The sequence below is a fragment of the Paraglaciecola aquimarina genome, assembly GCF_032464635.1.
Classification (GTDB): domain Bacteria; phylum Pseudomonadota; class Gammaproteobacteria; order Enterobacterales; family Alteromonadaceae; genus Paraglaciecola; species Paraglaciecola aquimarina.
The window spans coordinates 1,153,655-1,178,824 of sequence record NZ_JAWDIO010000002.1 but is presented as its reverse complement, the minus strand read 5'-3'; the positions used below and the strand labels follow the sequence as shown (position 1 = coordinate 1,178,824).

Annotated in this window: 20 protein-coding genes and 4 pseudogenes; 6 read left to right on the top strand and 18 right to left on the bottom strand. The window is 40.7% G+C overall.

All coding sequences use genetic code 11. The annotated features are described in order from the left end of the window. Nucleotides 1–32: 32 nt before the first annotated feature. From RS130_RS06435 to RS130_RS06425, 3 genes are read right to left on the bottom strand one after another with little or no spacing between them, the layout of a single operon-like run. Complete coding sequence (locus RS130_RS06435; protein ID WP_316025270.1) at nucleotides 33–413, bottom strand: hypothetical protein; 381 nt, start codon at nucleotides 411–413, stop codon at nucleotides 33–35. Nucleotides 414–470: 57 nt separating this feature from the next. Further along, nucleotides 471–1,193 (bottom strand): tRNA1(Val) (adenine(37)-N6)-methyltransferase, encoded by a 723-nt coding sequence (locus RS130_RS06430; protein WP_316025269.1) that lies wholly within the window; start codon nucleotides 1,191–1,193, stop codon nucleotides 471–473. 2 nt (nucleotides 1,194–1,195) lie between these two features. Next, a complete protein-coding gene (locus RS130_RS06425; RefSeq protein ID WP_316025268.1) occupies nucleotides 1,196–1,819 on the bottom strand; it encodes an NAD(P)H-binding protein in 624 nt (207 codons plus the stop codon). Nucleotides 1,820–1,971: 152 nt separating this feature from the next. Here RS130_RS06425 and RS130_RS06420 point away from each other — a divergent pair. Next, a pseudogene (locus RS130_RS06420) lies at nucleotides 1,972–4,200 on the top strand (S9 family peptidase). A 1,402-nt stretch (nucleotides 4,201–5,602) separates the two neighbouring features. Here RS130_RS06420 and RS130_RS06415 read toward each other — a convergent pair. From RS130_RS06415 to RS130_RS06405, 3 genes are all read right to left on the bottom strand, one after another. Then, nucleotides 5,603–5,842, bottom strand: a complete 240-nt coding sequence (locus RS130_RS06415) for a hypothetical protein (RefSeq protein ID WP_316025267.1) — start codon at nucleotides 5,840–5,842, stop codon at nucleotides 5,603–5,605. A gap of 301 nt (nucleotides 5,843–6,143) precedes the next feature. Further along, a complete protein-coding gene (locus RS130_RS06410; RefSeq protein WP_316025266.1) occupies nucleotides 6,144–6,752 on the bottom strand; it encodes a type 2 periplasmic-binding domain-containing protein in 609 nt (202 codons plus the stop codon). A 428-nt stretch (nucleotides 6,753–7,180) separates the two neighbouring features. Next, nucleotides 7,181–8,164, bottom strand: coding sequence for a transposase (locus RS130_RS06405; protein WP_316025265.1), 984 nt, complete (start codon nucleotides 8,162–8,164; stop codon nucleotides 7,181–7,183). Between the two features lie 312 nt (nucleotides 8,165–8,476). Between RS130_RS06405 and RS130_RS06400 the strand changes: the two genes are divergently transcribed. Further along, nucleotides 8,477–8,920 carry a 5' nucleotidase, NT5C type gene (locus tag RS130_RS06400; protein ID WP_316025264.1) on the top strand — a complete coding sequence of 148 codons (444 nt, stop codon included), beginning with the start codon at nucleotides 8,477–8,479 and terminating at the stop codon, nucleotides 8,918–8,920. A 125-nt stretch (nucleotides 8,921–9,045) separates the two neighbouring features. Here RS130_RS06400 and RS130_RS06395 read toward each other — a convergent pair whose 3' ends face one another. From RS130_RS06395 to RS130_RS06375, 5 genes are all read right to left on the bottom strand, one after another. Then, nucleotides 9,046–9,558, bottom strand: a complete 513-nt coding sequence (locus RS130_RS06395; protein WP_316025263.1) for a hypothetical protein — start codon at nucleotides 9,556–9,558, stop codon at nucleotides 9,046–9,048. Further along, nucleotides 9,555–13,382, bottom strand: a complete 3,828-nt coding sequence (locus RS130_RS06390; RefSeq protein ID WP_316025262.1) for an RHS repeat domain-containing protein — start codon at nucleotides 13,380–13,382, stop codon at nucleotides 9,555–9,557. The genes RS130_RS06395 and RS130_RS06390 overlap by 4 nt, the downstream gene beginning before the upstream one ends. A 261-nt stretch (nucleotides 13,383–13,643) precedes the next feature. Beyond that, on the bottom strand, nucleotides 13,644–13,964 hold the full coding sequence (locus RS130_RS06385; protein WP_316025261.1) for a hypothetical protein: 321 nt from the start codon (nucleotides 13,962–13,964) through the stop codon (nucleotides 13,644–13,646). Further along, complete coding sequence (locus RS130_RS06380) at nucleotides 13,942–14,283, bottom strand: hypothetical protein (RefSeq protein ID WP_316025260.1); 342 nt, start codon at nucleotides 14,281–14,283, stop codon at nucleotides 13,942–13,944. Before RS130_RS06380 ends, RS130_RS06385 begins: the two co-directional genes overlap by 23 nt. A 423-nt stretch (nucleotides 14,284–14,706) precedes the next feature. Beyond that, nucleotides 14,707–15,081 (bottom strand): PH domain-containing protein, encoded by a 375-nt coding sequence (locus RS130_RS06375; RefSeq protein ID WP_316025259.1) that lies wholly within the window; start codon nucleotides 15,079–15,081, stop codon nucleotides 14,707–14,709. Nucleotides 15,082–15,197: 116 nt separating this feature from the next. On the opposite strand from RS130_RS06375, the gene RS130_RS06370 reads away from it, so the two are divergent. Further along, entirely contained in the window at nucleotides 15,198–16,193 is a 996-nt protein-coding gene (locus tag RS130_RS06370) for a serine/threonine dehydratase (RefSeq protein WP_316025258.1), read from the top strand. Between the two features lie 87 nt (nucleotides 16,194–16,280). Continuing rightward, on the top strand, nucleotides 16,281–16,661 hold the full coding sequence (locus RS130_RS06365; RefSeq protein WP_316025257.1) for a P-loop NTPase family protein: 381 nt from the start codon (nucleotides 16,281–16,283) through the stop codon (nucleotides 16,659–16,661). Nucleotides 16,662–16,672: 11 nt separating this feature from the next. On the opposite strand, the gene RS130_RS06360 is transcribed toward RS130_RS06365, so the two are convergent. Continuing rightward, nucleotides 16,673–17,173, bottom strand: a complete 501-nt coding sequence (locus RS130_RS06360) for a GNAT family N-acetyltransferase (protein ID WP_316025256.1) — start codon at nucleotides 17,171–17,173, stop codon at nucleotides 16,673–16,675. Continuing rightward, nucleotides 17,163–18,012: pseudogene (locus RS130_RS06355) on the bottom strand (MBL fold metallo-hydrolase). The gene RS130_RS06360 and the pseudogene RS130_RS06355 overlap by 11 nt, the downstream one beginning before the upstream one ends. A gap of 77 nt (nucleotides 18,013–18,089) precedes the next feature. Between RS130_RS06355 and RS130_RS06350 the strand changes: the two are divergent. Beyond that, nucleotides 18,090–19,832 carry a Na+/H+ antiporter NhaC family protein gene (locus RS130_RS06350; protein WP_316025255.1) on the top strand — a complete coding sequence of 581 codons (1,743 nt, stop codon included), beginning with the start codon at nucleotides 18,090–18,092 and terminating at the stop codon, nucleotides 19,830–19,832. A gap of 105 nt (nucleotides 19,833–19,937) precedes the next feature. Further along, the gene (locus tag RS130_RS06345) at nucleotides 19,938–20,861 is read left to right on the top strand and encodes an SRPBCC family protein (RefSeq protein ID WP_316025254.1); all 924 of its coding nucleotides are present in this window, start codon (nucleotides 19,938–19,940) and stop codon (nucleotides 20,859–20,861) included. 250 nt (nucleotides 20,862–21,111) lie between these two features. Here RS130_RS06345 and RS130_RS06340 read toward each other — a convergent pair whose 3' ends face one another. From RS130_RS06340 to nqrF, 5 genes and pseudogenes are all read right to left on the bottom strand, one after another. Next, on the bottom strand, nucleotides 21,112–21,336 hold the full coding sequence (locus RS130_RS06340; RefSeq protein WP_316025253.1) for a DUF1653 domain-containing protein: 225 nt from the start codon (nucleotides 21,334–21,336) through the stop codon (nucleotides 21,112–21,114). Between the two features lie 71 nt (nucleotides 21,337–21,407). Beyond that, entirely contained in the window at nucleotides 21,408–22,460 is a 1,053-nt protein-coding gene (gene dinB / locus RS130_RS06335) for a DNA polymerase IV (RefSeq protein ID WP_316025252.1), read from the bottom strand. Between the two features lie 117 nt (nucleotides 22,461–22,577). Further along, a complete protein-coding gene (gene nqrM / locus RS130_RS06330) occupies nucleotides 22,578–22,811 on the bottom strand; it encodes a (Na+)-NQR maturation NqrM (protein ID WP_316025251.1) in 234 nt (77 codons plus the stop codon). 30 nt (nucleotides 22,812–22,841) lie between these two features. Further along, nucleotides 22,842–23,866: pseudogene (locus RS130_RS06325) on the bottom strand (FAD:protein FMN transferase). 66 nt (nucleotides 23,867–23,932) lie between these two features. Then, a pseudogene (gene nqrF / locus RS130_RS06320) lies at nucleotides 23,933–25,166 on the bottom strand (NADH:ubiquinone reductase (Na(+)-transporting) subunit F). Nucleotides 25,167–25,170: the final 4 nt, after the last annotated feature.

Genomic DNA, 25,170 nt, shown 5'->3' with positions numbered 1-25,170 from the left:
GAGAGGTTCGGCTTATCCAGAATTAAGGTTTACTACACATAATCTCGAACAATTCTAGGCACAGAACCATGGTATGAAGAAATATGCACATCGGGATCAACATAGTCGGCTGGGTATCCATACAAGCCAAATAAATTCCCTCTGCTATGACTAATGACCACAGCATAATTGGGTTTAAGCTCAATGTTGCCTCTGAAGGGATCTAAAATAGGAATGCTATAGCGGCCAAAATTTAACAAGCCAATCTCTCGACCATTCCTATAGATTACTTTGTCAAAAAGAGGGTTTTCGATAATTGCATATACTGCAAATTTGGGAATTTGTACTGTCACTCCCAACCAACTAATTTGCGTGATTTGTAACTCTTCAGCTAGTGACAAAATAGATTTGGGTAATTCAAATGCGTTCATCATTTCCCCTTTATTAAGTGGTCATCACAATAAAAAGATAGGCAATACAAACTACTACTGTCAAAAATTCAGATAATATTCTCGGCAAAGAGTTTTATAATCTACCGAATATTCGCCATTCGCTTGGTGAATACTAATACTCTGTGACTTCATGATTGATTTTACTTTGGAAAATTGCAACAAAAAACGAATAGGCTTGCCATTAAATTTACTTTTTACCTCTAGTTTAGACCGACAATACAACCCCATGTCGGCCGCCAACTGTATGAAAAACCTACCCACCTCTGCGGGCAAAACACAATAAAGGTATCCACTGTCTGTTAGGTATTTAACCACAAACGACAACAACTCAGCATGAGACAAGTCCTTAGTTTGTCTGGCCGTGAGCCGCTTGGCTTGAGAGTGCTGCGAATTAGCGGTTTGATTGACAACAAAATAAGGAGGATTACAAACAATAAGATCATAATTAAGCACCGTACTATAGCGCTGTAACTCTACATGCTCGAAGTTTAGTTTTTCTGCCCACGGGCAAGCTAGCGCGTTTTCCTTAGCTTGCTGTATGGCTCCAGCTTCAATATCGATACCGATTATTTTGCAATCGGAGTCTGCTTTTTGCGCCAACATGAGGGCTAATAATCCACTGCCAGTACCAATGTCTAGAATATGCTTAGCGGCGCCAACATTAATCCAACTACCTAGCATAATGCTATCGGTGCCAACTTTCATTGCGCAGCGAGCGTGTTGAATAAAAAACTGTTTGAACTGAAACCCTAAGCCTTTCAAATTTAAAACACCTGTAACTGGATCATTTTTGTCGCCACCTCTGCAGCCTGAATAGGCTTGTATTTAGCGAATGGGCCGACGAATAGCGGGGATAACAAGCCAGCCAGCAGCCCGCCAATTTTTTCTGCTAGGCGGTGCTCCTTTCGGTTTCCTAGCAGCAGAGATGGCCGAACAGCAGAGGCATGCTCTAAGCCAGACAGTTTAAAAATCGCATTTTCTAGCTCGCCTTTTACCCGTAAATAAAAAAGTGAGCTTTGAGCGTTAGCGCCAACCGACGAAATCCAAACAAAACTCTGTACATGCTGCGCTCGAGCTAGTTGTGCCGCCACATGTATATATTCAAAATCAACCTTGCGAAAGGCTTTTCTATTGCCCGCCTTTTTAATAGTACTACCTAAGCACACATACACATGATCAACACCGAAATACCCTTGATAATCTTGCAGGGCGGCAAAATCAATGACAATAGGCTGTAATTTATCGTCATGACTAAAGGCCAATTCATAACCTAGAGGTTTACGCACTAAACAAACAATAGACTTGTAACGACTGTCAGAACAGAGCTGTGCGATAAGCTGTTGCCCTACCAAACCGGTGGCACCCAATACCAAAGCTGTTTTAAGCATTACATTCCTAAAGTCTGTTGCGCTTTGTTGCGTAAATTTTACCTGCGTAGCAGAACACTCTACAATAGCCGCACGGGACAAGTGGTCCCACTCAATCATGCATATTATCTCAAACCTATGGGATTGTGACAGAACTCAAACAGGAAATACCAATGAAAAAGCTCGTTTGCCTTTTAACGTGCAGCTTAAGCATATTGTCAACTCAAGCAGTAAGTGAACCTAGTCAATCTAAACCTTTAACGATAGAACGCATTTTTGAATCCCCTACTCTGCAGGGCTCATCTTTAAAAAAACTGAAAATTTCTCCGGACGGTCAACGTGTTACTTTTTTACAGGGTAAAAAAACAGACTACGAACGTTTAGACCTTTGGGAGTACGACATTAAGAGTGGCAACACTCAATTACTATTTGATTCAAACGACTTGAGTTCTGGTCCAGAAGTATTGTCTGACGAAGAAAAAGCCCGTCGAGAACGCATGCGCTTGAGCGGCTCTGGCATAGTCAGTTATGAGTGGTCAGATGATGGCAAAGCCTTATTATTTCCTTTAGCCGGTGACGCTTTTTATTATCGTTTAGGCGATGAAAAAGCCCAGCAAGTGTTAAACACACCAGAATTTGAAACAGATGTTAAGTTATCACCCAAAGGCAATTATTTATCTTATGTACGTAATCAAGATTTATACATCAAACATATTCTAAGTGGTGTAGAAACACGCTTAACCACAGACGGCCAGGGCCCAGTTAAAAACGCTATGGCAGAGTTTGTTGCTCAAGAAGAAATGAAACGAATGACAGGATACTGGTGGTCGCCAGACGAAACGCACATTGCTTTCACCCAAATTGACGAATCGCCCGTTGAACAAATCACCCGCAGTGAAATCTATGCAGACTCGATAAAAATGATCACTCAACGTTACCCCAGTGCTGGCACCAACAATGTACAGGTAAAACTAGCGGTTGTGAATTTAGCTTCTAAGCAAAAGCAATGGATTGATTTAGGGCAAGAGCATGATATTTACTTAGCCAGAGTGAATTGGCTGCAAGACAGCCAAAGCCTGTCATATCAAGTACAAAATCGTAGTCAACAACATTTGGCTCTGAAAACGTTCAATATAAAAACCAAGCAGCAACACACATTACTTGAGGAAAATAGCAAAACTTGGGTTAACTTAAATGAGGATTTACATTTTTTAAAAGACCAACAACATTTCATCTGGGCATCTGAAAAAGACGGCTACAAACATTTATACTTACATGCAAATAACGGCCAACTGGTGCGACAATTAACGAAAGGCCAGTGGATAGTCGATGAAATTGAAGCAATTGACCAAACCAATAATATTGTTTATTTCACCGGTCGAGCAGATACCCCTACTCAAAGACACTTATATCAAGTTAGCTTAAACGGTGGCCCTATAACAAAAGTCACTAAACGTAGCGGTTTTCATTCTATTTCCTTTAGTGATGATGCGCGCGTCTACATTGACAGTTTTTCTACCACTAATACTCCACAACAAGTTAGTTTACACAATGCCCAAGGTAAACAACTAACCTTGGTTAAGTGAAAACAGCATTGACGAAAAACACCCTCTTTCGCCTTATCTAGCCAATTGGATCAAGCCGACTATCGATAGCTTCAATGCAGAAGATGGCACCGAAATTTTCTATCGTTTGTACAAACCGCAAAATATTCAAGGTCAGCATCCTGTTATTGTCTATCTATATGGTGGTCCAGGAGCACAAGTTGTCAAAGATAGTTGGGGCGGCAATCGTGGCTTACTGATGCAGTATTGGGCCCAAAAAGGTTATGTGGTATTTAGCATCGACAACCGAGGATCAGAAGGCAGAGGTAAAACCTTTGAAGATCCACTATACAAAAAAATGGGCAGCATTGAGCTGGCCGACCAAATTCAAGGAGTTAAATTTTTACGCAAACTGCCCTATGTCGATGCAAATCGTATTGGCGTATATGGCCACAGCTATGGTGGTTACATGACATTGATGGCCATGTTCAAAGCTGGGGATTACTTCCAAGCAGGCGTATCAGGAGCCCCGGTAACAGATTGGGGGCTATATGACACTCACTACACCGAACGCTATATGGGACATCCACAAAAAGAAGTAGACGCTTACGCCGCATCCTCGGTATTTCCTTACGCAAAAGACTTGAAAGGAGATTTATTGATCTATCATGGCATGGCCGATGACAACGTACTTTTTACCAATAGCACTAAGTTGTATAAACACTTACAAGACTTAGCTATTCCATTCGAAAGCATGGATTATCCAGGTAAAAACACAGCATAAGAGGTAAGAAGACCGGTATACATTTATACACAACTATTACTAACTTCTTTGATAAACACTTCGATATGGAATAGTGCAAGCTGCTAATTTGCTAGTAATTTAAACATCAACACTGCCGCCAAGGATGACGGCAATGTTGATGTTAAGTATGAATTTTGACTCGCTCTTAAGAGTGGCAGCAAGTGTTTTTTGCAACGCTATATGGGACATCCACAAAAAGAAGTAGACGCTTACGCCGCATCCTCGGTATTTCCTTACGCAAAAGACTTGAATGCAACTTATTGAGACACCCATAACTGTCTTACTAATCCACCGAACCAATCAACTTATTGAGACACCCATAACTGTCTTACTAATCCACCGAACCAATTGAGACACCCATCGAACCAATTGAGACACCCATCATTAACTTATTGAGACACCCATAACTATCTTACTAATCCACAGTTTTGGATGCCCTGTTTGAATTAACAGATTTTTCATTGAGCTGCTGCTCATTGAATACAAAACGAAGAGCCGCATAGGCCAAATAAAACAAAGCCCCGCGAGTGCGAGGCTTTGGATTCAAAGAAAATTTGTATTTTGCTATTTAGTTAAGAACCAATTGAGACACCCATAACTATCTTACTAATCCACAGTTTTGGATGCCCTGTTTGAGTTAACGGATTTTTCATTGAGCCGCTGCTCATTGAATACAAAAGAACCAATTGAGACACCCATCATAAACTTACTAACTTATTGAGAAACTTATTGAGACACCCATAACTATCTTACTAATCCACAGTTTTGGATGCCCTGTTTGAGTTAACAGGTTTTTCATTGAGCCGCTGCTCATTGAATACAAAACGAAGAGCCGCATAGGCCAAATAAAACAAAGCCCCGCGAGTGCGAGGCTTTGGATTCAAAGTAAATTTTTATTTTGCTATTTAGTTAATAGGAACCAATTGAGACACCCATCATTAACTTATTGAGACACCCATAACTATCTTACTAATCCACAGTTTTGGATGCCCTGTTTGAATTAACAGATTTTTCATTGAGCTGCTGCTCATTGAATACAAAACGAAGAGCCGCATAGGCCAAATAAAACAAAGCCCCGCGAGTGCGAGGCTTTGGATTCAAAGAAAATTTGTATTTTGCTATTTAGTTAAGAACCAATTGAGACACCCATAACTATCTTACTAATCCACAGTTTTGGATGCCCTGTTTGAGTTAACGGATTTTTCATTGAGCCGCTGCTCATTGAATACAAAAGAACCAATTGAGACACCCATCATAAACTTACTAACTTATTGAGAAACTTATTGAGACACCCATAACTATCTTACTAATCCACAGTTTTGGATGCCCTGTTTGAGTTAACAGGTTTTTCATTGAGCCGCTGCTCATTGAATACAAAACGAAGAGCCGCATAGGCCAAATAAAACAAAGCCCCGCGAGTGCGAGGCTTTGGATTCAAAGTAAATTTTTATTTTGCTATTTAGTTAATAGTGCATTGTTATCAGTATATGTAACAAACCACTCATACTCCTTGAACTGAGAATAATCATCAGGAGTTACAGACCATATTTCTTCAAGATTTTCCTCATCCGACAATACCGTGATTGACTGATGTCCAAGGACAACTGATAGTTGTCCTTGTTCATTAACTTCAACTTGCTTAATTGAATTACCATTAGAGGGTAAACCTGAGTTAAAAAGATATTCTGAATCCATTTATTTGTCTACCACTGCACCATTAGTTTAACTAGACAACATCGTAAACATAACAATTTAAATGCCATGTCCCAACTAGCCTAAAACAACAGGTTTCACGGCGAAACTCGAATAACGCCTCTGACTTACTCAATAAAACGGATGTAATCAGTAATTTCCTGCTCTGAGAAGTTATGTCGTTTTAAAATAATCTGTAACTCACCACTGTTGACAATATGCTTCAATCCTTTTTCGAATAAAGCTATATTTTGCAAAGCATCTTCAGCGGATATGGGTACAATTAAATGTAGTTTATGGCTGGCTATATCGGGTTGTAAATATTCAATTTTATACTGAGTAGACTGGTTAAATTCGGGTAGGTTTTCCAACCAAAACTTACCTGTAGTTGATATGTCCCTGCCACTAACTCTACCCGCCCTTTATACAATAGTTTTAAGCAGGTTTGTAAATCTTTACTAATCGTGACTGCCAGTTCATGGTTATTTGCAAACTCGTCACTGACTACATAATCACTACCAACACAAATACTGTGTGCTTTAATCGAGTTTAAAGTACCATCAAAGGCAATTTTATGATCAGTACGTTTAAAAAAACCTGTTTTAGCTACTCCCAGTGGACTAGAGTAGTAAAAAACTTTGCTTCGTTGCTCTGAATAATAAGCCCCCAATACTGCAGTTCTTTTTCGCTTTCTTGCTAATTGCAATGCTCTTACCCAAGTAGTTATTTCAATTTCGCTTTGGATTTTTTGGCTTGCAAGAGCCGCCTGGGTAATGTCGACTAACCAGCTGTTTCCGTTGTTAGTGGCAGAGATATAGGGCGGGAAGTGTTCTGAGACTATATGCCAAGTAGGTTGGGCAAAAGATAAAGTTGAAAGCAGTAAAAATACAGCACCATAAAAAAGTTTAGCCATTTTACCTACTCCATGGGTTACTCATCTATTAGAATAGCCACAATTGGCCATTTAGTGAATGAATTAACTAAACTAATTCAATGTTAGGCTAAGGCTTGGGGTTACTAGGGCAAAATCATACTTGAATGATTATCAACCAAATATCAGCTTTTCTCTGGCATTATCAGACAACGGGGTTATCTAGACACCCATCATAAATTTCAATACAAATATAACCATTCAAACAAGGGTTATCTAGACACCCATCGTAAATTTCAATACAAATATAACCATTCAAACTGCAAGTTATTTAGCTTTGCTTTGGGGAGTGTTACAGAACTCGATGTTTTTGATAGAAATCGCAAATATTTGCGGTTTTATTGGTTTTGTAAATACATGGTTACCTCACCTTGCGATGACTGTGTTTGTCCTTGGTGACGGTGTTTACCTTAGGCGCGTTTGAGTAATGTTTTTGACTTGCTCATGCCGCGCATTCGCTGGTGGCCGGTGTGAGCTTTGAATTGATTCATCATTTGCTCAGCGCCAGCGGCGTAGCAAAAATGTTGTTCAAACTCTGTGGTGAGGGTAAGCCACTGTGCGTCTGATAACCCTAATCTTTCAAGTATCGGGTCATGTTTATGGTCTATCTGTCCTGCTTTATCTTCACGAATGCAGCGACCTGTGCAATCTACCAATTCACAATAGTCCTTTAGGCTGTAGGCAATGCCTTTACCCATGCCTTGCTGATAATTGCCAATAAAGGGCAGGAGTTGATGAGGCTGGACTGTCTTCTGGTGCATGGCTTTCACGCGTTTTTGAATACTGGTGTGTTTGGACGTTTCTGGCGTACTTGCTATTTTCGCTCGCACAGGGTTTAAGTCGACATAAGCCATGCAGGCGAGTACCGCTGATTCATCAAGTAACGCTTGAGATGTAAACCGTCCTTCCCAGAAGCGACCGGTACAACCATCTTCTTTGTTGGCTTCACGGGCGACATATTCATTGAGATTTCCCATAAACCAGCTGATGTCGTATAAGCGTTGGCGATAGATTTCTGCGGTCTCGGTTAGGGTCAACATCTCACTATGTGTGAGCGCCTCTTCTCGTAAGTACTTTTGACTGAGTAATGTACCTTTGTGTAATTGATGCCAATGTTCAAGTACCTGTTTTAGGCTCCAATTATCCGCTGTCGCTTTATCAACAAATAGCACCACATGCACATGGTTACTCATGACCGCATAAGCACTGATATCTATCGCAAATACAGACGCTAAAAGCAATAATCGCTCTTCTACCCACCCCCGCCTATGTTCGTAACTTTGACCTGAATAATCATCTACACCGCACAAAAAACAGCGACGAACACAACGTGAAACACAATGATAATAAGGTGTATCGATTAAAGAAACTTGAGATGAACGAGACCTAGGCATGATTGACTCCCTTCAAACAACGTAAATTAAGCTTAGTCCGACAATCTAAAAACTCAATGTTTTATTTGCTTATAATGGGTGTCTTGATAAGTATTACAATCTAAAAACTCAATGTTTTATTTGCTTATAATGGGTGTCTTGATAAGTATTCCTGCCTGTAAGGTGAATATTGCAATTGAAAAAAGCACCACGTTATCAAGCTAAGTCGAGCTACTTCGACCTCGCTTATGATAATTACGCGAAAAAAAGCTATCGTTCGAGTAAACTGTCTGCCCATAATATTGGGCGTTCAATAATTTCGGAGTAGACGACATGCTGACAGTTTATATCGACATGGACGATGTATTGTGTGATTACTCTTCAAAAATCAAAGAGCACAAACAGAAAAATCCCGACAATCCTTTCCCGCAAAGTGTACCTGGCTTTTTTCGAAGCTTAGAACCAATTGATGGCGCTTTAGCAGCAGTAGAAAAGCTAAGGAAAAAAACGAATGTTGAAGTCTACATACTTACCGCACCATCAACGAAAAACCCTTTGTCGTATACAGAAAAAAGACTTTGGGTCGAAGATAAATTCGGTTACGAAATGACCCACAATCTAATCATTTGCAGTCACAAAGGTTTACTGAAAGGCGATATATTGATTGACGACCACGCTAGCGGTAGAGGACAAGAATTCTTTGAAGGGAAACTAGTTCATTTTGGCAATGAAGAGTATCCTAATTGGGAGGCATTATTAATGAGCTTGCCAATTTAGATTACCAATCCTGGGGTTAAGGCAGTAGAGATATTGTTTGGCATATTGAAAAAGAAAAGCCCCGCTAGTTGCGAGGCTTGGGATTCAAACTTGAGTCCGTTTATATTAACAATATACTACTTTAATCAAGAAACATCATAAAGATTATTAATGAAAGACTTAAACTGTTGATCCGCCTCTGGAAACGCTTGAAAAGCTTTGTCTACATTGAGAAACGACGCTTCAATAGTGTCTCTAATTGAGCTTTCATAGACTAAACACCAGTAACTATCGTTAAACCAGCCACACCAACTTAAGCTATTGTCAAAAACATAAAACGAAATCATTTCATTTTTTTCAGAAAATTGAGAAAAATCTCGCCAATTTCTGCTTACAATATCATTGAGCCTAACTGTTTTTCCTGAAGATTTATAAACTCTCTCAAAGTCCTCAGCAACAATCAGCTCATTAACCTCAGAATAATTTGCCAATTTTTGAATCGTTTTTTCAAATACATCTTGCGACATCCAATGGTCGCCTTCTTTGCGTTTGATAAACCCAAGTGTATTTGCACCTATCCTAACTTCCGGAAAATTAGAAGGTTGAATTAGCGCATTATTAATTGATTCAACCAGCTCGTTAATTTTATCTAACGTCAATTGCTTTCATCCTCTGGATATCTAATTTTAACTTCTGTTTTTCCATTTGGCTTTTGCACTTCCAGTGTAGGAGTCCCCTGTGGGTAAGAATCACCACCACCACTAGGATGAACATTTACTTTTCTCCCACTACCATCAGACATTGTACCACCTTGTCTACTGCCATCAGGCGAAGACCATTCCGAGCCTTCTTCTAGAGGTATACTTCCTAGATCTTCTAGTGCACCATCCATGCCGTTAGCTCCCTCCAATTGACCTTTATCTCCAGCATCACCCTTTGCAGGTGATTTGCCTTCTTTAATGCCATCAACAGGGTCAGCTGATTCATTGTATGCATTTATTGCTTCGGAACCAGCCCATGCAACTGCGGCAGCGCTACTTACATATGCAACAGCTTTCCCCATAGCCGCTAGTGCTGGTGGAGTAAACAGTAATGGTAAAGCAAACTTACCATCAGGATCAGTATACTTATATGGGTTGTTGTTTGCATAAGCATAACGGTTAAACCCGTGAATATTACCTTGGCTGAAATGCCCTAAAGTACCAACAGGATCATTCGAATAAAAACGACCTATGACTGGATCATAGTATCGTGCCTGCATATAGCTTAACCCTAAATCGGTATCAAATTTATGCCCCGTGTAACCAACATCATCTTTAGGTGTTTCTATACTTTCACCAAAAGGCTGATAGTGCATACGGTCGGTGACCGTTCCTGCTGAATTGGATTCAGCAGCTGTGCTGCCTAGGTAATCACTGTGTAAATAGGTGACAGTACTGGCTTTTTTATTGGCGACTAACTTACCACCCAGATAGTAATAATCAATATGTTGATTATTGGCTTTACGATACATGAGTTTGCCATTACTGGCATAAAAGGAGTAACTGAGTCCGTTAGAGCCGTGCTCTTTAACCCGCTTATTATTACCATCGTAAGTGTATAGGTAGCCATCACTTTGCACCATTTGGTTGGCAGTGTTGTAAGCAAAGGTACGTGTACCGTTATCGGTGACATTGCCTTTGTCATCGTAAGTAAAGCTATAGCTTTTACTACCCGTGGTGTAGTCCAACTGCTTGTTGCTGTTGTAGTAATAATGGATGGTTTGGTTACCCAGCTTGTAATAGGTAATATTGCCTAGGGTGTCGTAATTCACATCTCCAGTGCCTAAGTAGCTATCCGTAATGTTGTTGAGTCTATCGAGACCATCAAAGGTCAGTCTCAAATCATAAGCATTATTCACTTTGTCATCTAAAAAAGTGACATTGTTATTCGCATCATAAGTAAAGCCATGATTAAGGGCATACGTACTGCTGCGCTTATCGTAGAAGGTATTCGGTAGGCCTGATGTTTTTTGCGTAGACGTATGAGCAAAACCATTGCCGTAACTGTGAGATTTAACCATGCCGTTGGCATGATACAAGGCATTAGTGGCGTAACTACCTACTTGTTTAGCTTGGCCAAGTGCATTGGGTGCATAACCAATGTTTGTACCACTGGGGTAGATTGTATTGGTTAGATTACCTGTGCTGTTGTATATGTAATCTAATACAAAACTTTCACCGTCTAGAGAAAGGGTCTCTTTTTCTATCATGTTTTCAGAATTGTATTCATAAGCAGTGACCACATTGCCAGCGGTCAGCATGGCTAGGCGACTGTTCTTATCATACACATAGGTTTGGTCAGGACTGCTATCGCCGAAACTAATGGCTTTTACATTACCTAAATTATCATAAGCGAATGTGGCTTTGTCGGTGGCGCTGACACTAGTATCACAAGCTGTGTTTGACGTACTGACCGAATTACCCGTAGCCTGCCAAGACAGTTGACCTAAGGCATCATACTGATACGCAGTACGTCCAACATCGTTGCGATTGACTTTACATAGTTGTTGATAACTATCGTAAGCCCGATACTCTGTTTGCCCCCCTTGTGTTACCGACGTAATGTTGCCGTAAATGTTGTAATTGATGGCTGTAGTAACACTCTCGGGTGAAGCAATATAAGTGGCCATGCTTTGTGCTGGCGCACCATAAGCCAAGTAGGTGGTTGTAGTAATATTGTTTTTATTGTCGCTAATTTGTACGCGATTATTTGACAAATAACGGTAATTAATCATGCCTGAGGTGGTGTTATTGTCTGCTGTTTTAGGCCGACCTAAGCCGTCATAGGTTGTGTTAACACCGTATGGTCTTGCGCTACTTGCACTGACTAGACTTTGATACTTAGGTCGGCTAAATGCATCGTAAGTATATCGGCTAAATCGCGCTGTTGATGATAGACTTTTATCCCATTCTTTGCTCATCACTGGGCGTAGCAAACCGTCGTAATAGGTTATTTTTTGATAATTGCCTTTGGTGACAGTTTGCTTGGTCATTCCTGATGACACACCTGTGAGGCCCTCACTGCTTGATGTGGTGGCGTAACTAATAGTTGTGCTCAACCAATAATTATCGCACGGGTCAACCAAGGTCAAACGGCCTAGACTGTCGTACCCATAATTGACACATTTATTTAAAAAATCCCTTTGTTCGATTACCCAGCCATTATTATCTACCACTTTATACGTATATTGACTAGCCGTACTGAGACTTTGCGGAGTGCGAATAGTTTGCGCAATACCTCTTTTGTAGTTTGAATAGTACTTCCAGCGGTTTGTCCCGTTGTAGGTGACTTTATTAGGTAAACCTTTTGAACTGCCACTTGTGTGATAACTGGTATTGCGCTTATACCAACGCCCAAATGAACGTTGCTCATAGGGCAAAGACTTATAACTACCTGTCGCACTGTGGTAAATCGTCTCGGTGGTTGGACTAGATGAAAAAGTAGACGTGGCGCTAACATATGTTTTTTGAGGCAAACCTATTAACCAGTTTATTGTATCGTTTAAATAGGTTTGTTTAGTGTAACGAGTTTTACCGTTAAAGTTGTTAGATTCAGCTGCAATGGCTGAATAACCATAAATATCAAAGCCGCTGTATATGGTGGTGTAAGTTTGCACACCACTGTCGTATACATAACGCTTACTTTGAGTTTCATTGATACGGTAATGTAAGGGTTGATGATTGTCATTTTTCATACCAGTTAGCCCAATACGCTGACCTTTAGTTAAAGTCATTTCTGTTCTGACCATTAGTCTGCTATCGGTATCATACTTATCGATGGCTACAAGGCTTCCTTCTTTGAAACTGGTGTAGTCTCTATTGTAGAAATACACTGTTTTACTGTTATCAGGTGCAATCACAGTTGTCGTTTTATTGTGCTTAGTGTTTGCTGTTGAAGGAATACTGCGATAGATGTTGTTTTTATCGATCGCAGAATAAGAAAGGTCAGTAGAAGCTTGATTGCCAGAATCCCACGCCCCATGGTTACTTGAGTAGCTATATTGCCACACGTAATTACTTATACCAGGGCCACTAAGCTCTTTGCTTCTTATAGACAGCGAGCTATCGCAGCGCGTCATATCTTTTTTACCCTTAATAGTGGCGATTTGACGAGGTACATTAGAACGCCCATGTAATGTATCTCTAATATTGAATGTACCAACTAGTCCGTTAGGGTGTGTTATCGATACGTTAAAGCTTCTCCCTGCTGATCCAGGTGTACACGAACCATGTAAGTTACGGGGTTGAACAGTTCCTAACATGCCCATAGAAAACTGCCAAGATTTTCCATCTGGACGGGTAATACTGGTCAATGAAGAGCCAGAATAGTGATAATGCCATTGTCGGCCGTTTATGATTGCTGATGTGACATACTTTGGATGAGCGCTGTTTTGATAAGTAAAATCAATTCGTCGCCCGTCACTAGACAAAATGTAACTCAAATTGTCACCACTATAATGATAATTCACTGTATTATTGAATCTATCCCTGATTTCAGTGACCATCATGTAAGTGTTAAATCGAATCAATGGTCCCACCGGGCGAGCTTCGATTCGTTTTAACTTACTAAAAGTGTAGGTTAACCCATCAGGTGAGTGCGCTACAAAACTCTCTCCTATGCGTCGACCATTTTCAATTCGATTCTATACAACTTATTTTCCAGTTTGATTTTGTTACCTTAGGGTATTGCCCTGCTGGCGCAATCAAACCGTCTCCACTATTGCGTAAAAGTTTATCATTCGTTTTCCAGGAACATGTAACGTATCGCCGGTCCAATATTGTTCTGGTTCATAGGTCACACCTTGCAGACTTATTAGTCCATAATTACCATTACCTGAACATTCTTTCCCATCTCCCCATAAACCCGACCATCCTCCAGAACTCAAAGCTTGTACGGTATGAATATGTGGAATGTCTAACTGCCAGTCCCCCATAGATAAATCGGAGGCCCATGTGAATCTTGAGCCCTTAAAACTACGCCTGACGGCCATATCAATAGCATTATTGCCAAGGTAAGCTCGCATCTAAATAACTAAAACTCAAAGAGCCTGAATTTAAATCAATGGTTTCGCCAAATAAATCGGTTGTGTCGGCTGTAATAGAATCAGTAGTTAGTCGTTTGTTTAGTTCTTCAGCGCCTAATTCGGTGGAATAGCTTGACGGGTTACCGCCACCGCCACCAGTATCATCGTCGTCGCCAATATGAATTGCATCAGTATTGGGCGGTGCTACCTCTGGCTTGGATTCAATCAATTTGCGGGTTGTACCTTGTTCGACTGCTAATTCTTCAATGGAGCTTTCACTCGTCTCTATTCGGCTTTGAGCAGTAGTATCAAATACCATTAACGCTAGAGTGAAAATAATGGGGGCTATGTTATTGGTAAGACAACGTCTTTTCTGAAGTTTTATTTGATTACGTCCTTGTAAATTTATTTTGAATAATTTAACTCCTGAAGATTTCGAAATAAGCAGACTTTACAAAATTCACATCAGGTAGCGGGTAAAAAGATAGGCGCTAAAAAGCATTATCGCAACATTTAAATTACTTTCACGCAAAGAATAAATAACAAATTTCCGCTCCACTCCTGAAACAGTATTTCAGGAAAATGACTAAAATTTATATTTATTAGTACCTTATAATGAAGTTAAGCGATTCATTTAAAAGCAGCTCAAACATTGCCGTCTGGGATGGCGGCAATGTTGGTGTTAAATATGTACTGGAGCTTGGTAGGCGCTGTTTGAAGTTGATATTCGTGGTTGCCGCTTTTAAGCGAACATGTTGGTGGCGAGTGTTTTTTGAATGCCTACAACTGTGTCTTTTTTCAACTCTTTTTCGATTGGCTCATCTTGACCAGAGATCCAAATTTTTAGCTCGGCGTCTAAATCAAAATGACCTGCTGTCTCTATTTTAAACTGGGTGATGGCGCGATAAGGAATAGAGTGGTAATCCACCTTTCTGCCGGTCATACCTTGTTTGTCGATTAAAATTAAGCGTTTGTTAGTGAACACATACATATCTCTAATAACTTTAAATACTTGTTGAACGTTTTCAGTATCGCCAATTATTGGCGCTAATTCTTCCGCAACTTCGTCTAAATCAACTTCAGATGCATTACCTAAAAGACCGTCAAGTAATCCCATGTTTTTATCCTGTGGTAAATAACGAGAACAAATAGCATAAATGTTAATGCGAAATTATCAACATAAGGATATTATCTGCGCCACCCTTAGCCTTTCTCTTCACTATTTTAAACTCTATGCCTAGTGTGACATTTTCTGATATTCAATCTGCCGAAAAAAGAATCAAACCTTTTATCAATCCAACCCCAGTATTACATTCAAGCTTGCTCAATAGTTGGTTAGGCCATGAAATAGTTTTTAAGGCTGAATGCTTACAAAAAACCGGGGCGTTTAAAATTCGTGGCGCGCTAAACATGATGCTAAAGGCCAGAGAAAATGGCACCTTGGGCTCAGAGGTTGTCGCTAGCAGCTCTGGTAATCATGCTCAAGCTGTTGCCTATGCGGCTAACGTAATGGGCGTCAAAGCAACGATTTATAGTGCCCAAAATATCTCAAAGGTGAAAGCTGCAGCTACTGAATATTACGGGGCCGAGTTAAAATTGAGCGCCACTCGTAAAGAGGCCGACCAACGAGTACAGCAGGCTGCACAACAAGACGGTGTTTTATGGGTCCCGCCTTTTAATCATGACGATATTATCGCTGGCCAAGGCACTGCGGTATACGAAGCTTTACAACAAACCAATCAAGTGGACGCTGTACTGGCTCCTGTTGGCGGTGGCGGTTTAATTTCTGGTTCGTTGATTTGTAGCAAAGCGCTTGATACCAATACACAAGTTATTGGTGCCGAACCTTTGCTGGCAAACGATGCAGCTGAGTCAGTGCGTTTAGGCGCAATTCAAACACTGCCCATGCAACCATCGACTTTAGCTGATGGAGCAGCGACTTTGGCGGTAGGTGAAACAACCTTTCCTTTTTTGCAACAATTAGATGACATAATAGAAGTTGACGAATCAGCTATTGCATATTGGTGTCAGTGGTTACAACATTTGCTAAAAATTCATGTTGAGCCTACCAGCGCCATGAGTATGGCTGCAGTTATCCGTTGGCTAAAAAAACAACCTACTCAAAAAAAGGTATTGGTGATCCTATCTGGTGGAAATATTGACCAACAAAAAATGCATCAAATATGGCAATACAATCACTTACAAGAAAGACCTAGTTTATTGCTTTAGTTAGTGTAACCTAAGGGCTTGCACTCAACTGAAGATGCAAATTTAAAGTATCAATTTAACAATATTAAAAGGGATTAAACTTTGAGAATGTGGGCTATTAGTGCTGTGCTACTAATATTGAGTGTTTCGACTACAGCACAAGAAAATAGACTATTGCTGGCCAATGCAAACTGCACAGTGGTTTATTCGTTGACGCGTACTGCCGATAACTTCTTTGTGGATGAAATAGCTCAACTGCAATCGCAAATTGACCAACACAATGTTGTGTTTATTGATTTGAATAACTGGAGAAATGCGTATCCTCACATAGAAATCACTGGTCGCCAACGTAACCAAATTCGCGCTTTATTCAACTTGCCCAAAAATTTAAACCAAACAGTTATATTCGATAAAGAAGGGCAATTGATAAATCGTCATATAGGCTCTGTTACCCTTGTTAACGCTCTACTTGACTGCCAGTTACAATAAGTAATTTGCTTTTAGTAAGCTCTTATCATGTAAATACAATTTGGCATGTTGCCGGGTACCCCATCAGGATAAGGATACTCTACAAACCCCAACTTTTGATAACAATCATAAGCCGCTTTATTGCTGGTAAACACAAATAATGAGCCATGTTCAGCAACCTGTTGAGTATAAGCTTTATCTAATAACTGCCTCACTAACATTTTCCCTAAGCCTTTACCCCGATATGCAGGATTTACCACTAGGCGTCCCAAATGATGTCGCCCTATGCGTAGATAATGTTGCCCAAAAGCCAGCAGCGTTGCATTTTCATCTAGTAATACATAAGAATGCAAATGGGTTGCTTGGAGCAAGGTGACAAAATCTTGGTCAGTAATGGGGTAAGTTAGCTCCGGTCCACCCCACGTATGAATTTCGGCGTAGCTATTAAACCAGCCTTTAACGACTACTAGCTGCTCTGTGCAAGCGCTAACCAGCCTAACCTTGCCCTGAATCGTCTTAACGCTATTGCCCATTGTACAAAGTGGTTATCCACTTTTCCTCAGTAATAAAAGCCCAAGACCATGCTTTATATTTTGACTGTAAACCATGCTCAACTAGCGCTTGCAAGCTCATACCCTCTGCTTTTTTAGCCTTAACAAAAGCGGCCGTGTCGATCATCATAGCTAAAAATTCCGCATAATCCGCTTTGTTAGCTAAGTCACCATGACCATGGAATAATCTTTGTGTCGTCTTTGAGCATACCAAGTAACGTCGTTACATTTTTGATATACCCTTCTACCGTGCCACCGCCTTCCAAATCAATATACGGAAAACGAGCTGAAAAGAACAAGTCTCCGGGGTGCAAAATGTTCGCTTTTTCAAACCAAATAACGCTATCACTATCGGTGTGGCCGGCAGGAAAGTGCATCACCTTTATGGTGTCATCATTAAAATGAAAAGTAACACCTTGCTGATAAGTCACAACTGGCAACGCAGCATGACTATGGCCCTCTTGAGATGCTAGGCGTTTTCGTACATTGTCATGAGCAAAAATGGTACTGCCTTGTATTTCACTAAAATACGCGTTACCGCCAGTATGATCTCCATGATAGTGAGTATTAACTACATACTTCATTTGGGAAGTTGATATACCTCCTATGACCTTTGCTATTTTCTCGGCCAATGGTGCGAACTTATCATCAATGATCAGTATCCCGTCTTTACCTGCGGAAACACCAATATTTCCCCCTTTGCCAGTCAACATATGTACCGAGCCACCAACAGGGAAGCTTTCAATATCATCTTCTGCCGCTAAAGCAGGCCCGAATAAAACACTGCTTAATATTGCAAATAACACACTTTTAGACTTCATCGAAAGTATTCCTTTGATTTGTAGACGTCTGAGACGTATAACCTAATGGTTGATTAACTCGTGTAAAGATACCCCAAATGTTTCAATATACTCAACGACCAAGTTTACTTTTCTTTATTGGCTGCCTAATTTGTGCCGTTTATATCAACCTAAACGTTGCGCCCCAATGGGTTGAGACTCAGCATCAATACCAAACCTATGAGAATACACAAGGTGTACTTGTCTATAAGTCCGCAGGAGAAGAAAAGCCTATCGGCCAGATTATTCACTACGAAGACTCGCAACTAAACCAAGTCGCATTAAACAAAAACGCTAAAAAGCCAGCACTATCCGAGCAATGGGTCATGCAACAAAGTACTAACAAAGTTGTGCTGCTAAAGGCTGACTTTCATTTTGGCTTATGGTCGTTATTACCGGCTTTTGTAGCGGTGGCGTTGTGTTTAATGACCCGAGAACCTTTAGTTTCGCTACTTGGCGGCATCGTCATTGGCGCAATCATGTTAGGCCGATTCGATATCACACATCAAATATTTATTCCCAGCTTAGCTACCTCCAGCGCGGCTTCCATTTTAATTTTGTATTTGTGGCTGTTAGGCGGATTAATGGGTATGTGGGCTAAAACGGGCGCGGCCCAAGCGTTTGCTGATTATATGACCTTACACTATGTAAAAGGACCACGCTCCGCCAAAGTCATTACTTGGATGTTGGGCATTATCTTTTTTCAAGGCGGCACCATGAGCACGGTTTTGGTGGGTACCACAGTTAAACCCATAGCCGATAAAGCTGGCGTCAGCCATGAGGAGCTTAGTTACATTGTTGACTCTACTGCCTCCCCTATTGCTTCGATTATTGCTTTTAATGCTTGGCCTGCTTACATTCAGGCTTTTCTGTTTATTCCAGGTGTAGCATTTTTAGCAACCGAACAAGATAGAATAAGCTTTTTCTTTGCCAGTATCCCTTTTAGCTTTTATGCCATGCTGGCCGTCTTAGGTACATTACTGTTAAGCCTCAATGTAACCACTTTTAGTGGCCGTCCTTTAAAAAACGCTATTGTGCGAGTCAACAATACTGGCCAACTCGATGGCCCTAATGCGTCGCCCATTAGCGCTAAGGAACTACAGCAAAATCACGTGCCGGCCGGTTATCAAGGTCACATGCTAGAATTTGTAGTGCCCTTGCTAAGTTTGATTATTATTGCAGTAATTTCTTACTTCACTCACGGTTCGCCACAAATTCATTGGGCCTTTTCTGGTGCGTTAGCAACATCTATTCTCATGGCTATGGCCAAAGGAATGTCACTCAAACAAGTTTTAGATGGCTTTGGCAATGGACTAAAAGGCGTAGTCGTTGCTTCTGTTATTTTAATGTTTGCCCTGACTATCGGCATACTCAGTAAACAACTGGGCGGCGGGATCTACCTGGTTGACACATTAGGTTCACAAATTCCGTTTTGGTGCTTGCCAATAATATTGCAGTTAATGACAATGGTGATTGCGTTTTCTACTGGCACCAGTTGGGGGACCTACGCCATTGCTTTTCCGCTTGCGTTACCACTCGCTTGGGCAATCGCACAGACCCAAGGTTTGGCTAACCCAGAATTATTCATGATGATTTGTTTTGCCACCGTTCTGAATGGCAGCGTATACGGCGACCAATGTTCACCTATTTCAGATACCACAATCTTAAGTGCTATGACCACAGGCTGTGATTTAATGGATCATGTAAAATCACAAATAATACCAGCCACTTATGCTGCAACGCTGGCAGCGCTGTTATGGACTGCCTGTGTGTGTTTTTTTACTGCTGGCAAAGCGTATTGATAACAGGTGGTAAGGGCAAGCTTCTGTCAACTTAACAAATGATTGATAAAATTAATTTAAAATCTATTATTGATAAATAGGCTCACCTCATTTACGAGAAACATCATGCCAAAAATCCACGTACTGAAAACCATCACCATCCAAGCCCCCATCGATAAAGTGTATGCGAGGTTAAACGATTTTAATTATTGGGCTGAGTGGTCACCATGGTTAATCATGGAGCCAGAAGCTAAGGTTAACGTGACAGCAGAAGGCAAACATTACCAATGGGCCGGAGATAGAGTTGGCGAAGGCAATATGCAAGTGCTATCCGAGCAACATAATAAGAAAATTGACTATGCGTTAAATTTTCTTAAGCCGTGGAAATCGAAGGCTGAAGTGTCATTTGTTCTGTCAGAAAAAAATGATGCTGTAGAAGTATCTTGGAGCATGGAAAGCAAATTACCGTTTTTCCTATTCTGGATGAAAAAAATGATGATCGCGTATATAGGTATGGATTATCAACGTGGACTTAACATGTTAAAAGAGGTAATCGAAACCGGCGTTGTATCTTCTAGATTAGAGTTTATAGGGGAGAGTTATTCCTCCCCTTGCCACTACATTGGGCTCAAAACCTCTTGTTCGCAAGCTGAAATTAGTCACGCGATGCAACGGGACTTTGCCAAACTTCAAGATGTCATACAAAATCTGGATCATAGGCCAATAGCACAACCATTTTCTATTTATCATAAATGGGATATGGTCAAAAAATCAGTAGACTACACTGTCGGTATTCCATTGGCACAGATACCCGCAACGATACCTATGGGATTTGTTGCAGCTAGCATTCCTGCGACTCAAGTGTATACCATCAGGCACATTGGTAAGTATGAGCATTTAGGGAATGCATGGAGTACCTTGTATACCATGCAGCAAAATAATGAAATTAACTGCAACAAGAAGATTCATCCATTTGAAGTCTACGTCAATGACCCAGCTACCACACAGCCAACTGACTTAATAACCGACATTCACTTTCCACTGAAATGAATTTATCCAGAACTCAGGTTAAATAACCTGACTCCTGGATAAGCCGAACCTCTCGATAACGCTCTTTTTGCGTCTACCTGCGTTGGATTGTTTAGCAATAACACGTTATTACGCACAACAATCCGTCTTGCTATACACAAAAATTTTCGTTACCGAGTAGCATTTAGCTGAGGTCATCTAAACAAACACACATTAAGCCATTGAATTATATTGATATTGCTTAGCTTAAACGATACTTCTTATCCAGAACTCAGGCTAAATAGGCAAATCTCGCTTGAGTCTTGCCGTCTACTTCAACCGTTTCCATAAACATTGCTAGCGGTCTAACCCAAAGGTCACTCTCACCTGGTTTTTTCTCACCATAGAGTGGCCGATAAACCACTAATTCAGACTCGTCTTCAGAATGACGAGCGACACCAATCACTTCATAGTCATTACCTTTGTAATGTCGATATTTACCTATTTTCAATGTCATCTATTATTGCCTCCTATTAATCGTTGCATTGGGTAGAATTAACTTGGGGAAAATAGCATATTTGAGGCAAACTAAAATGAAAAATGCAGCTGTTGCTGAGTGGCTTTATCTAGCAACCCAACATGCAGCCCCACCAACCGAATGCCTCTGTTGTTTTGCCGAGACAGCCCTTCCTTTAACAATTCGAAGAAGTAATCTTTGTCCAGCTTTTGGTATTTATGCTCTACAGTAGTTTGCTGAAAGTCTGAGAATTTAAGTTTGATCCCTTGGCTTTGTATAGCCAAATCTGGGCTAGACACTTTTAGTCTTTGCTGTAACTTAGGAAACAATGAATCAATCATCTTGCTGCAATCTTGCTGGCTATATATATCTTTGGCCATGGTACGCTCAACCCCCACTGATTTACGCTGCCGTTCGACTGTTAGGCTTCGTTCATCTTCACCATGACTTCTAGCCCAGATAACCGGGCCAAACTTACCAAAACGTTTAATTAACTCATCAAATGGAAAACGTCGCACATCTGCACAGGTGTACAACCCCATATCATTTAACTTAGACAGGGTGACTTTGCCTACACCGGGGATCTTCCCTAGTTTAAGTTTTACTACAAAATCGTCCAAATTAGATGGCGTAACAACACAAATTCCATTCGGTTTGTTTTCATCGCTAGCGATTTTAGCGACAAATTTGCAAGGTGCGACACCTGCTGATGCTGTGAGTTGAGTTTCGGCAAAAATAGTCCGCCGTATGTCTTCTGCGATTAGCGTAGCACTGCCAGAAAACAGCTCACAATCCGATACGTCTAAGTATGCTTCATCTAAAGATAGTGGTTCGATTTTATCGGTATAACGAGAAAATATACCACGTATTTGTTGTGAGATTTCTCTATACAATTCCATTCTGCCTGGCGCTAACACCAAATCTGGACAGAGTTTCAAAGCGTGTGCAGTGGCCATGGCAGAACGTACACCAAACTTGCGCGCCATATAATTACAGGTCGAAATAACACCTCGCCTATCGGAGCTACCACCAATGGCTAAAGGTACATTTCGATATTCTGGATTATCCCGCATTTCAACGGCAGCATAATAGCAGTCCATGTCTATGTGAATAATTTTGCGCAACTGAAAGCCTAAACACTGTTTATTATTACAGTATTCTGCCAAAACTATGTAGAAGGTCAAGATAAAAAAACCGCCTACAAGCATGGCGGTTTTTTGGCTAAGACAAAAATTAGAACACTATAAAATTTGGTTCTGTTTCCACTCTTTTAGCTTTTTCTCTCTAGCTTGCTCTTTTTCCATCCGCATTTTTTTACGATCGCAGGGTTCTGGGCAATCACAAGCTTTATCAATACCTAAGGCACCAAGCCCACCGCAACTACCCGCTATAGTTTTCTGCTGGAAAATATAACCCACAGCCATAGCCACAACTACTACTAGAAAAAATACGAAAGCTAGAATAAAAGTACTCAAAATTAGTCTCCAATAAATTGAATGCAGGAATTAATGAACAGTGACAAGCTGATCAAACTTGGCACTAGTATACTCTTTAAAACCCTGTTTTTCTTTAGTAATAAGTAGAACGGCTAAGTCATACTTTTCTGCCAAGATTAATGCTTTTTCCTTTCCCATAACATTCAAAGCAGTAGCCAAACCATCGGCCGTCATAGATGAAGGATTCACCACAGTGACCGACACTAAATTATGAGTGATAGGCTTGCCGGTAGTGGGGTCAATTAAATGAGAGTAACGTGTGCCCTCATCTTCATAATAGTTTCGGTAATCTCCAGAAGTTGCAATCGCATTGTTACCGACGCTTATGATACGTTCTATGGCACGCTCCTTACTGACAGGCTTTTCGATAGCGACTCGCCAATCCTGACCATTCGATTTTTTGCCTGACAAGCGCATCTCTCCCCCACTTCAACTAGGTAGTGATGGATATTATGTTTATCTAAAATCTCAGCTAATCGGTCAACGCCATATCCTTTCGCTATGGTTGATAAATCGACATAAAGATTAGGGTGTGTTTTTCTAGCTGAATGCTCATTTAGTACTAATCGACTTAGACCCACACGCTTTCTAGCCTTTTGGATATCAGCGTCAGTCGGTACCTTTTCAGGACGTGCTTCTGGTCCAAATCCCCATAAATTAACTAAAGGACCAACCGTGACGTCTAGTAGCCCGTCACTTAACTTACCTAGCCTTTTTGCTTCTTGCATAACAAATAAGGTTTGAGGTGACAAAGCAAACCGCTCAGTACTATTCCATTGATTGAAGCGACTCAGTTCTGAGTCTTCAATATAAGTCGACATCAGTTGATTGATGTTGAGCAACTCCGTATCAATTTGCTTTTGTAAATCAATAGCACTGATTGTATCCGTGCCTACGTACTTGATGTTGTATGTGGTGCCCATAGTGGGACCAGTAAGATGAATTTCACTATTTTGCTCAGAGCAAGAAAATAGTAAGCAACTCGTTAACCATAATAAAATGGTGCACTTAAAAGCTGATAGGTAAGAAATCACAATTAATATTAATCCATTGAAAAAGGGGCATATAGCCCCTTTAATTGATCTAAACGAACTTTGTTTTTATCCGCCGAAGTCATCCAACATAATGTTTTCGTCTTCTACGCCAAGTTCTTTAAGCATATTAATAACGGCAGCATTCATCATAGGAGGACCACACATGTAGAACTCACAATCTTCTGGTGCTGGGTGATCTTTCAGGTAATTTTCTAACAATACGTTATGAATAAATCCTGTGTCACCTTCCCAGTTATCTTCTGGTTGTGGATCAGACAAAGCAACATGCTAAGGTAAAGTTGTCATTCTCTTTTTGCAGCATGTCGAAATCTTCAACATAGAACATTTCACGAAGTGAACGAGCCCCGTACCAGAATGTCATCTTACGCTTAGACTTTAATCGGCGAAGTTGGTCGAAAATATGAGAACGCATTGGCGCCATACCTGCACCACCACCAACAAAGACCATTTCTGCATCAGTATCTTTAGCAAAGAACTCACCGAATGGACCTGAGATAGTCGCTTTATCATCTGGTTTAAGACTCCAAATGTATGAAGACATTTTACCAGCAGGCAAAGACAAGTTGTTCGGCGGCGGTGAAGCCACACGTACGTTCAACATAATAATGCCTTCTTCTTCTGGATAGTTAGCCATTGAATAAGCACGAATAGTTTCTTCGTCAACTTTAGATTCGATATTGAAAAAGCCAAAACGCTCCCAATCACCACGGTACTCTTCAGGTACATCGAAATCTTTATATTTAACATGATGAGGTGGAGCTTCAATTTGAATATAACCACCAGCACGGAAAGGTACGCTTTCGCCATTTGGAATTTTAAGCTTAAGCTCTTTAATGAAAGTAGCTTTGTTATCGTTAGAAATAACTTCACATTCCCATTTTTTAATACCAAAAATTTCTTCTTCTAACTCAATAGCCATGTCTTGCTTGATCGAAACCTGACAAGACAAACGGCAACCGTGTTTTGCTTCCTTTTTGCTGATGTGATCAAGCTCAGTTGGCAATATTTCACCGCCACCCTCTTTGATATCTACACGGCATTGGCCACAAGAACCACCACCACCACAAGCTGAAGAAACAAAGATACCAGCATTAGCCAACGCACCTAATAACTTGTCACCTGGCTGTGCAGAGATAGATTCTTCCTTGCCACCATTAATAGTGATAGTGACTTCACCTTCTGGTACCAATTTTGATTTTGCAAACATGATGATAAACACTAACGCTAATACAATAGCGATAAACATGCCTACACCAAGATAAATTTCATTTGGATTCATTTAA

Bases quoted from the DNA above. Each gene is read 5' to 3' on its own strand.
- RS130_RS06435 (WP_316025270.1), bottom strand. From the start codon at position 413: ATGATGAACGCATTTGAATTACCCAAATCTATTTTGTCACTAGCTGAA.
- RS130_RS06425 (WP_316025268.1), bottom strand. From the start codon at position 1,819: ATGCTTAAAACAGCTTTGGTATTGGGTGCCACCGGTTTGGTAGGGCAA.
- RS130_RS06415 (WP_316025267.1), bottom strand. From the start codon at position 5,842: ATGGATTCAGAATATCTTTTTAACTCAGGTTTACCCTCTAATGGTAAT.
- RS130_RS06410 (WP_316025266.1), bottom strand. From the start codon at position 6,752: ATGGCTAAACTTTTTTATGGTGCTGTATTTTTACTGCTTTCAACTTTA.
- RS130_RS06405 (WP_316025265.1), bottom strand. From the start codon at position 8,164: ATGCCTAGGTCTCGTTCATCTCAAGTTTCTTTAATCGATACACCTTAT.
- RS130_RS06400 (WP_316025264.1), top strand. From the start codon at position 8,477: ATGCTGACAGTTTATATCGACATGGACGATGTATTGTGTGATTACTCT.
- RS130_RS06385 (WP_316025261.1), bottom strand. From the start codon at position 13,964: ATGCGAGCTTACCTTGGCAATAATGCTATTGATATGGCCGTCAGGCGT.
- RS130_RS06380 (WP_316025260.1), bottom strand. From the start codon at position 14,283: ATGGTATTTGATACTACTGCTCAAAGCCGAATAGAGACGAGTGAAAGC.
- RS130_RS06375 (WP_316025259.1), bottom strand. From the start codon at position 15,081: ATGGGATTACTTGACGGTCTTTTAGGTAATGCATCTGAAGTTGATTTA.
- RS130_RS06370 (WP_316025258.1), top strand. From the start codon at position 15,198: ATGCCTAGTGTGACATTTTCTGATATTCAATCTGCCGAAAAAAGAATC.
- RS130_RS06365 (WP_316025257.1), top strand. From the start codon at position 16,281: ATGTGGGCTATTAGTGCTGTGCTACTAATATTGAGTGTTTCGACTACA.
- RS130_RS06360 (WP_316025256.1), bottom strand. From the start codon at position 17,173: ATGGGCAATAGCGTTAAGACGATTCAGGGCAAGGTTAGGCTGGTTAGC.
- RS130_RS06350 (WP_316025255.1), top strand. From the start codon at position 18,090: ATGTTTCAATATACTCAACGACCAAGTTTACTTTTCTTTATTGGCTGC.
- RS130_RS06345 (WP_316025254.1), top strand. From the start codon at position 19,938: ATGCCAAAAATCCACGTACTGAAAACCATCACCATCCAAGCCCCCATC.
- RS130_RS06340 (WP_316025253.1), bottom strand. From the start codon at position 21,336: ATGACATTGAAAATAGGTAAATATCGACATTACAAAGGTAATGACTAT.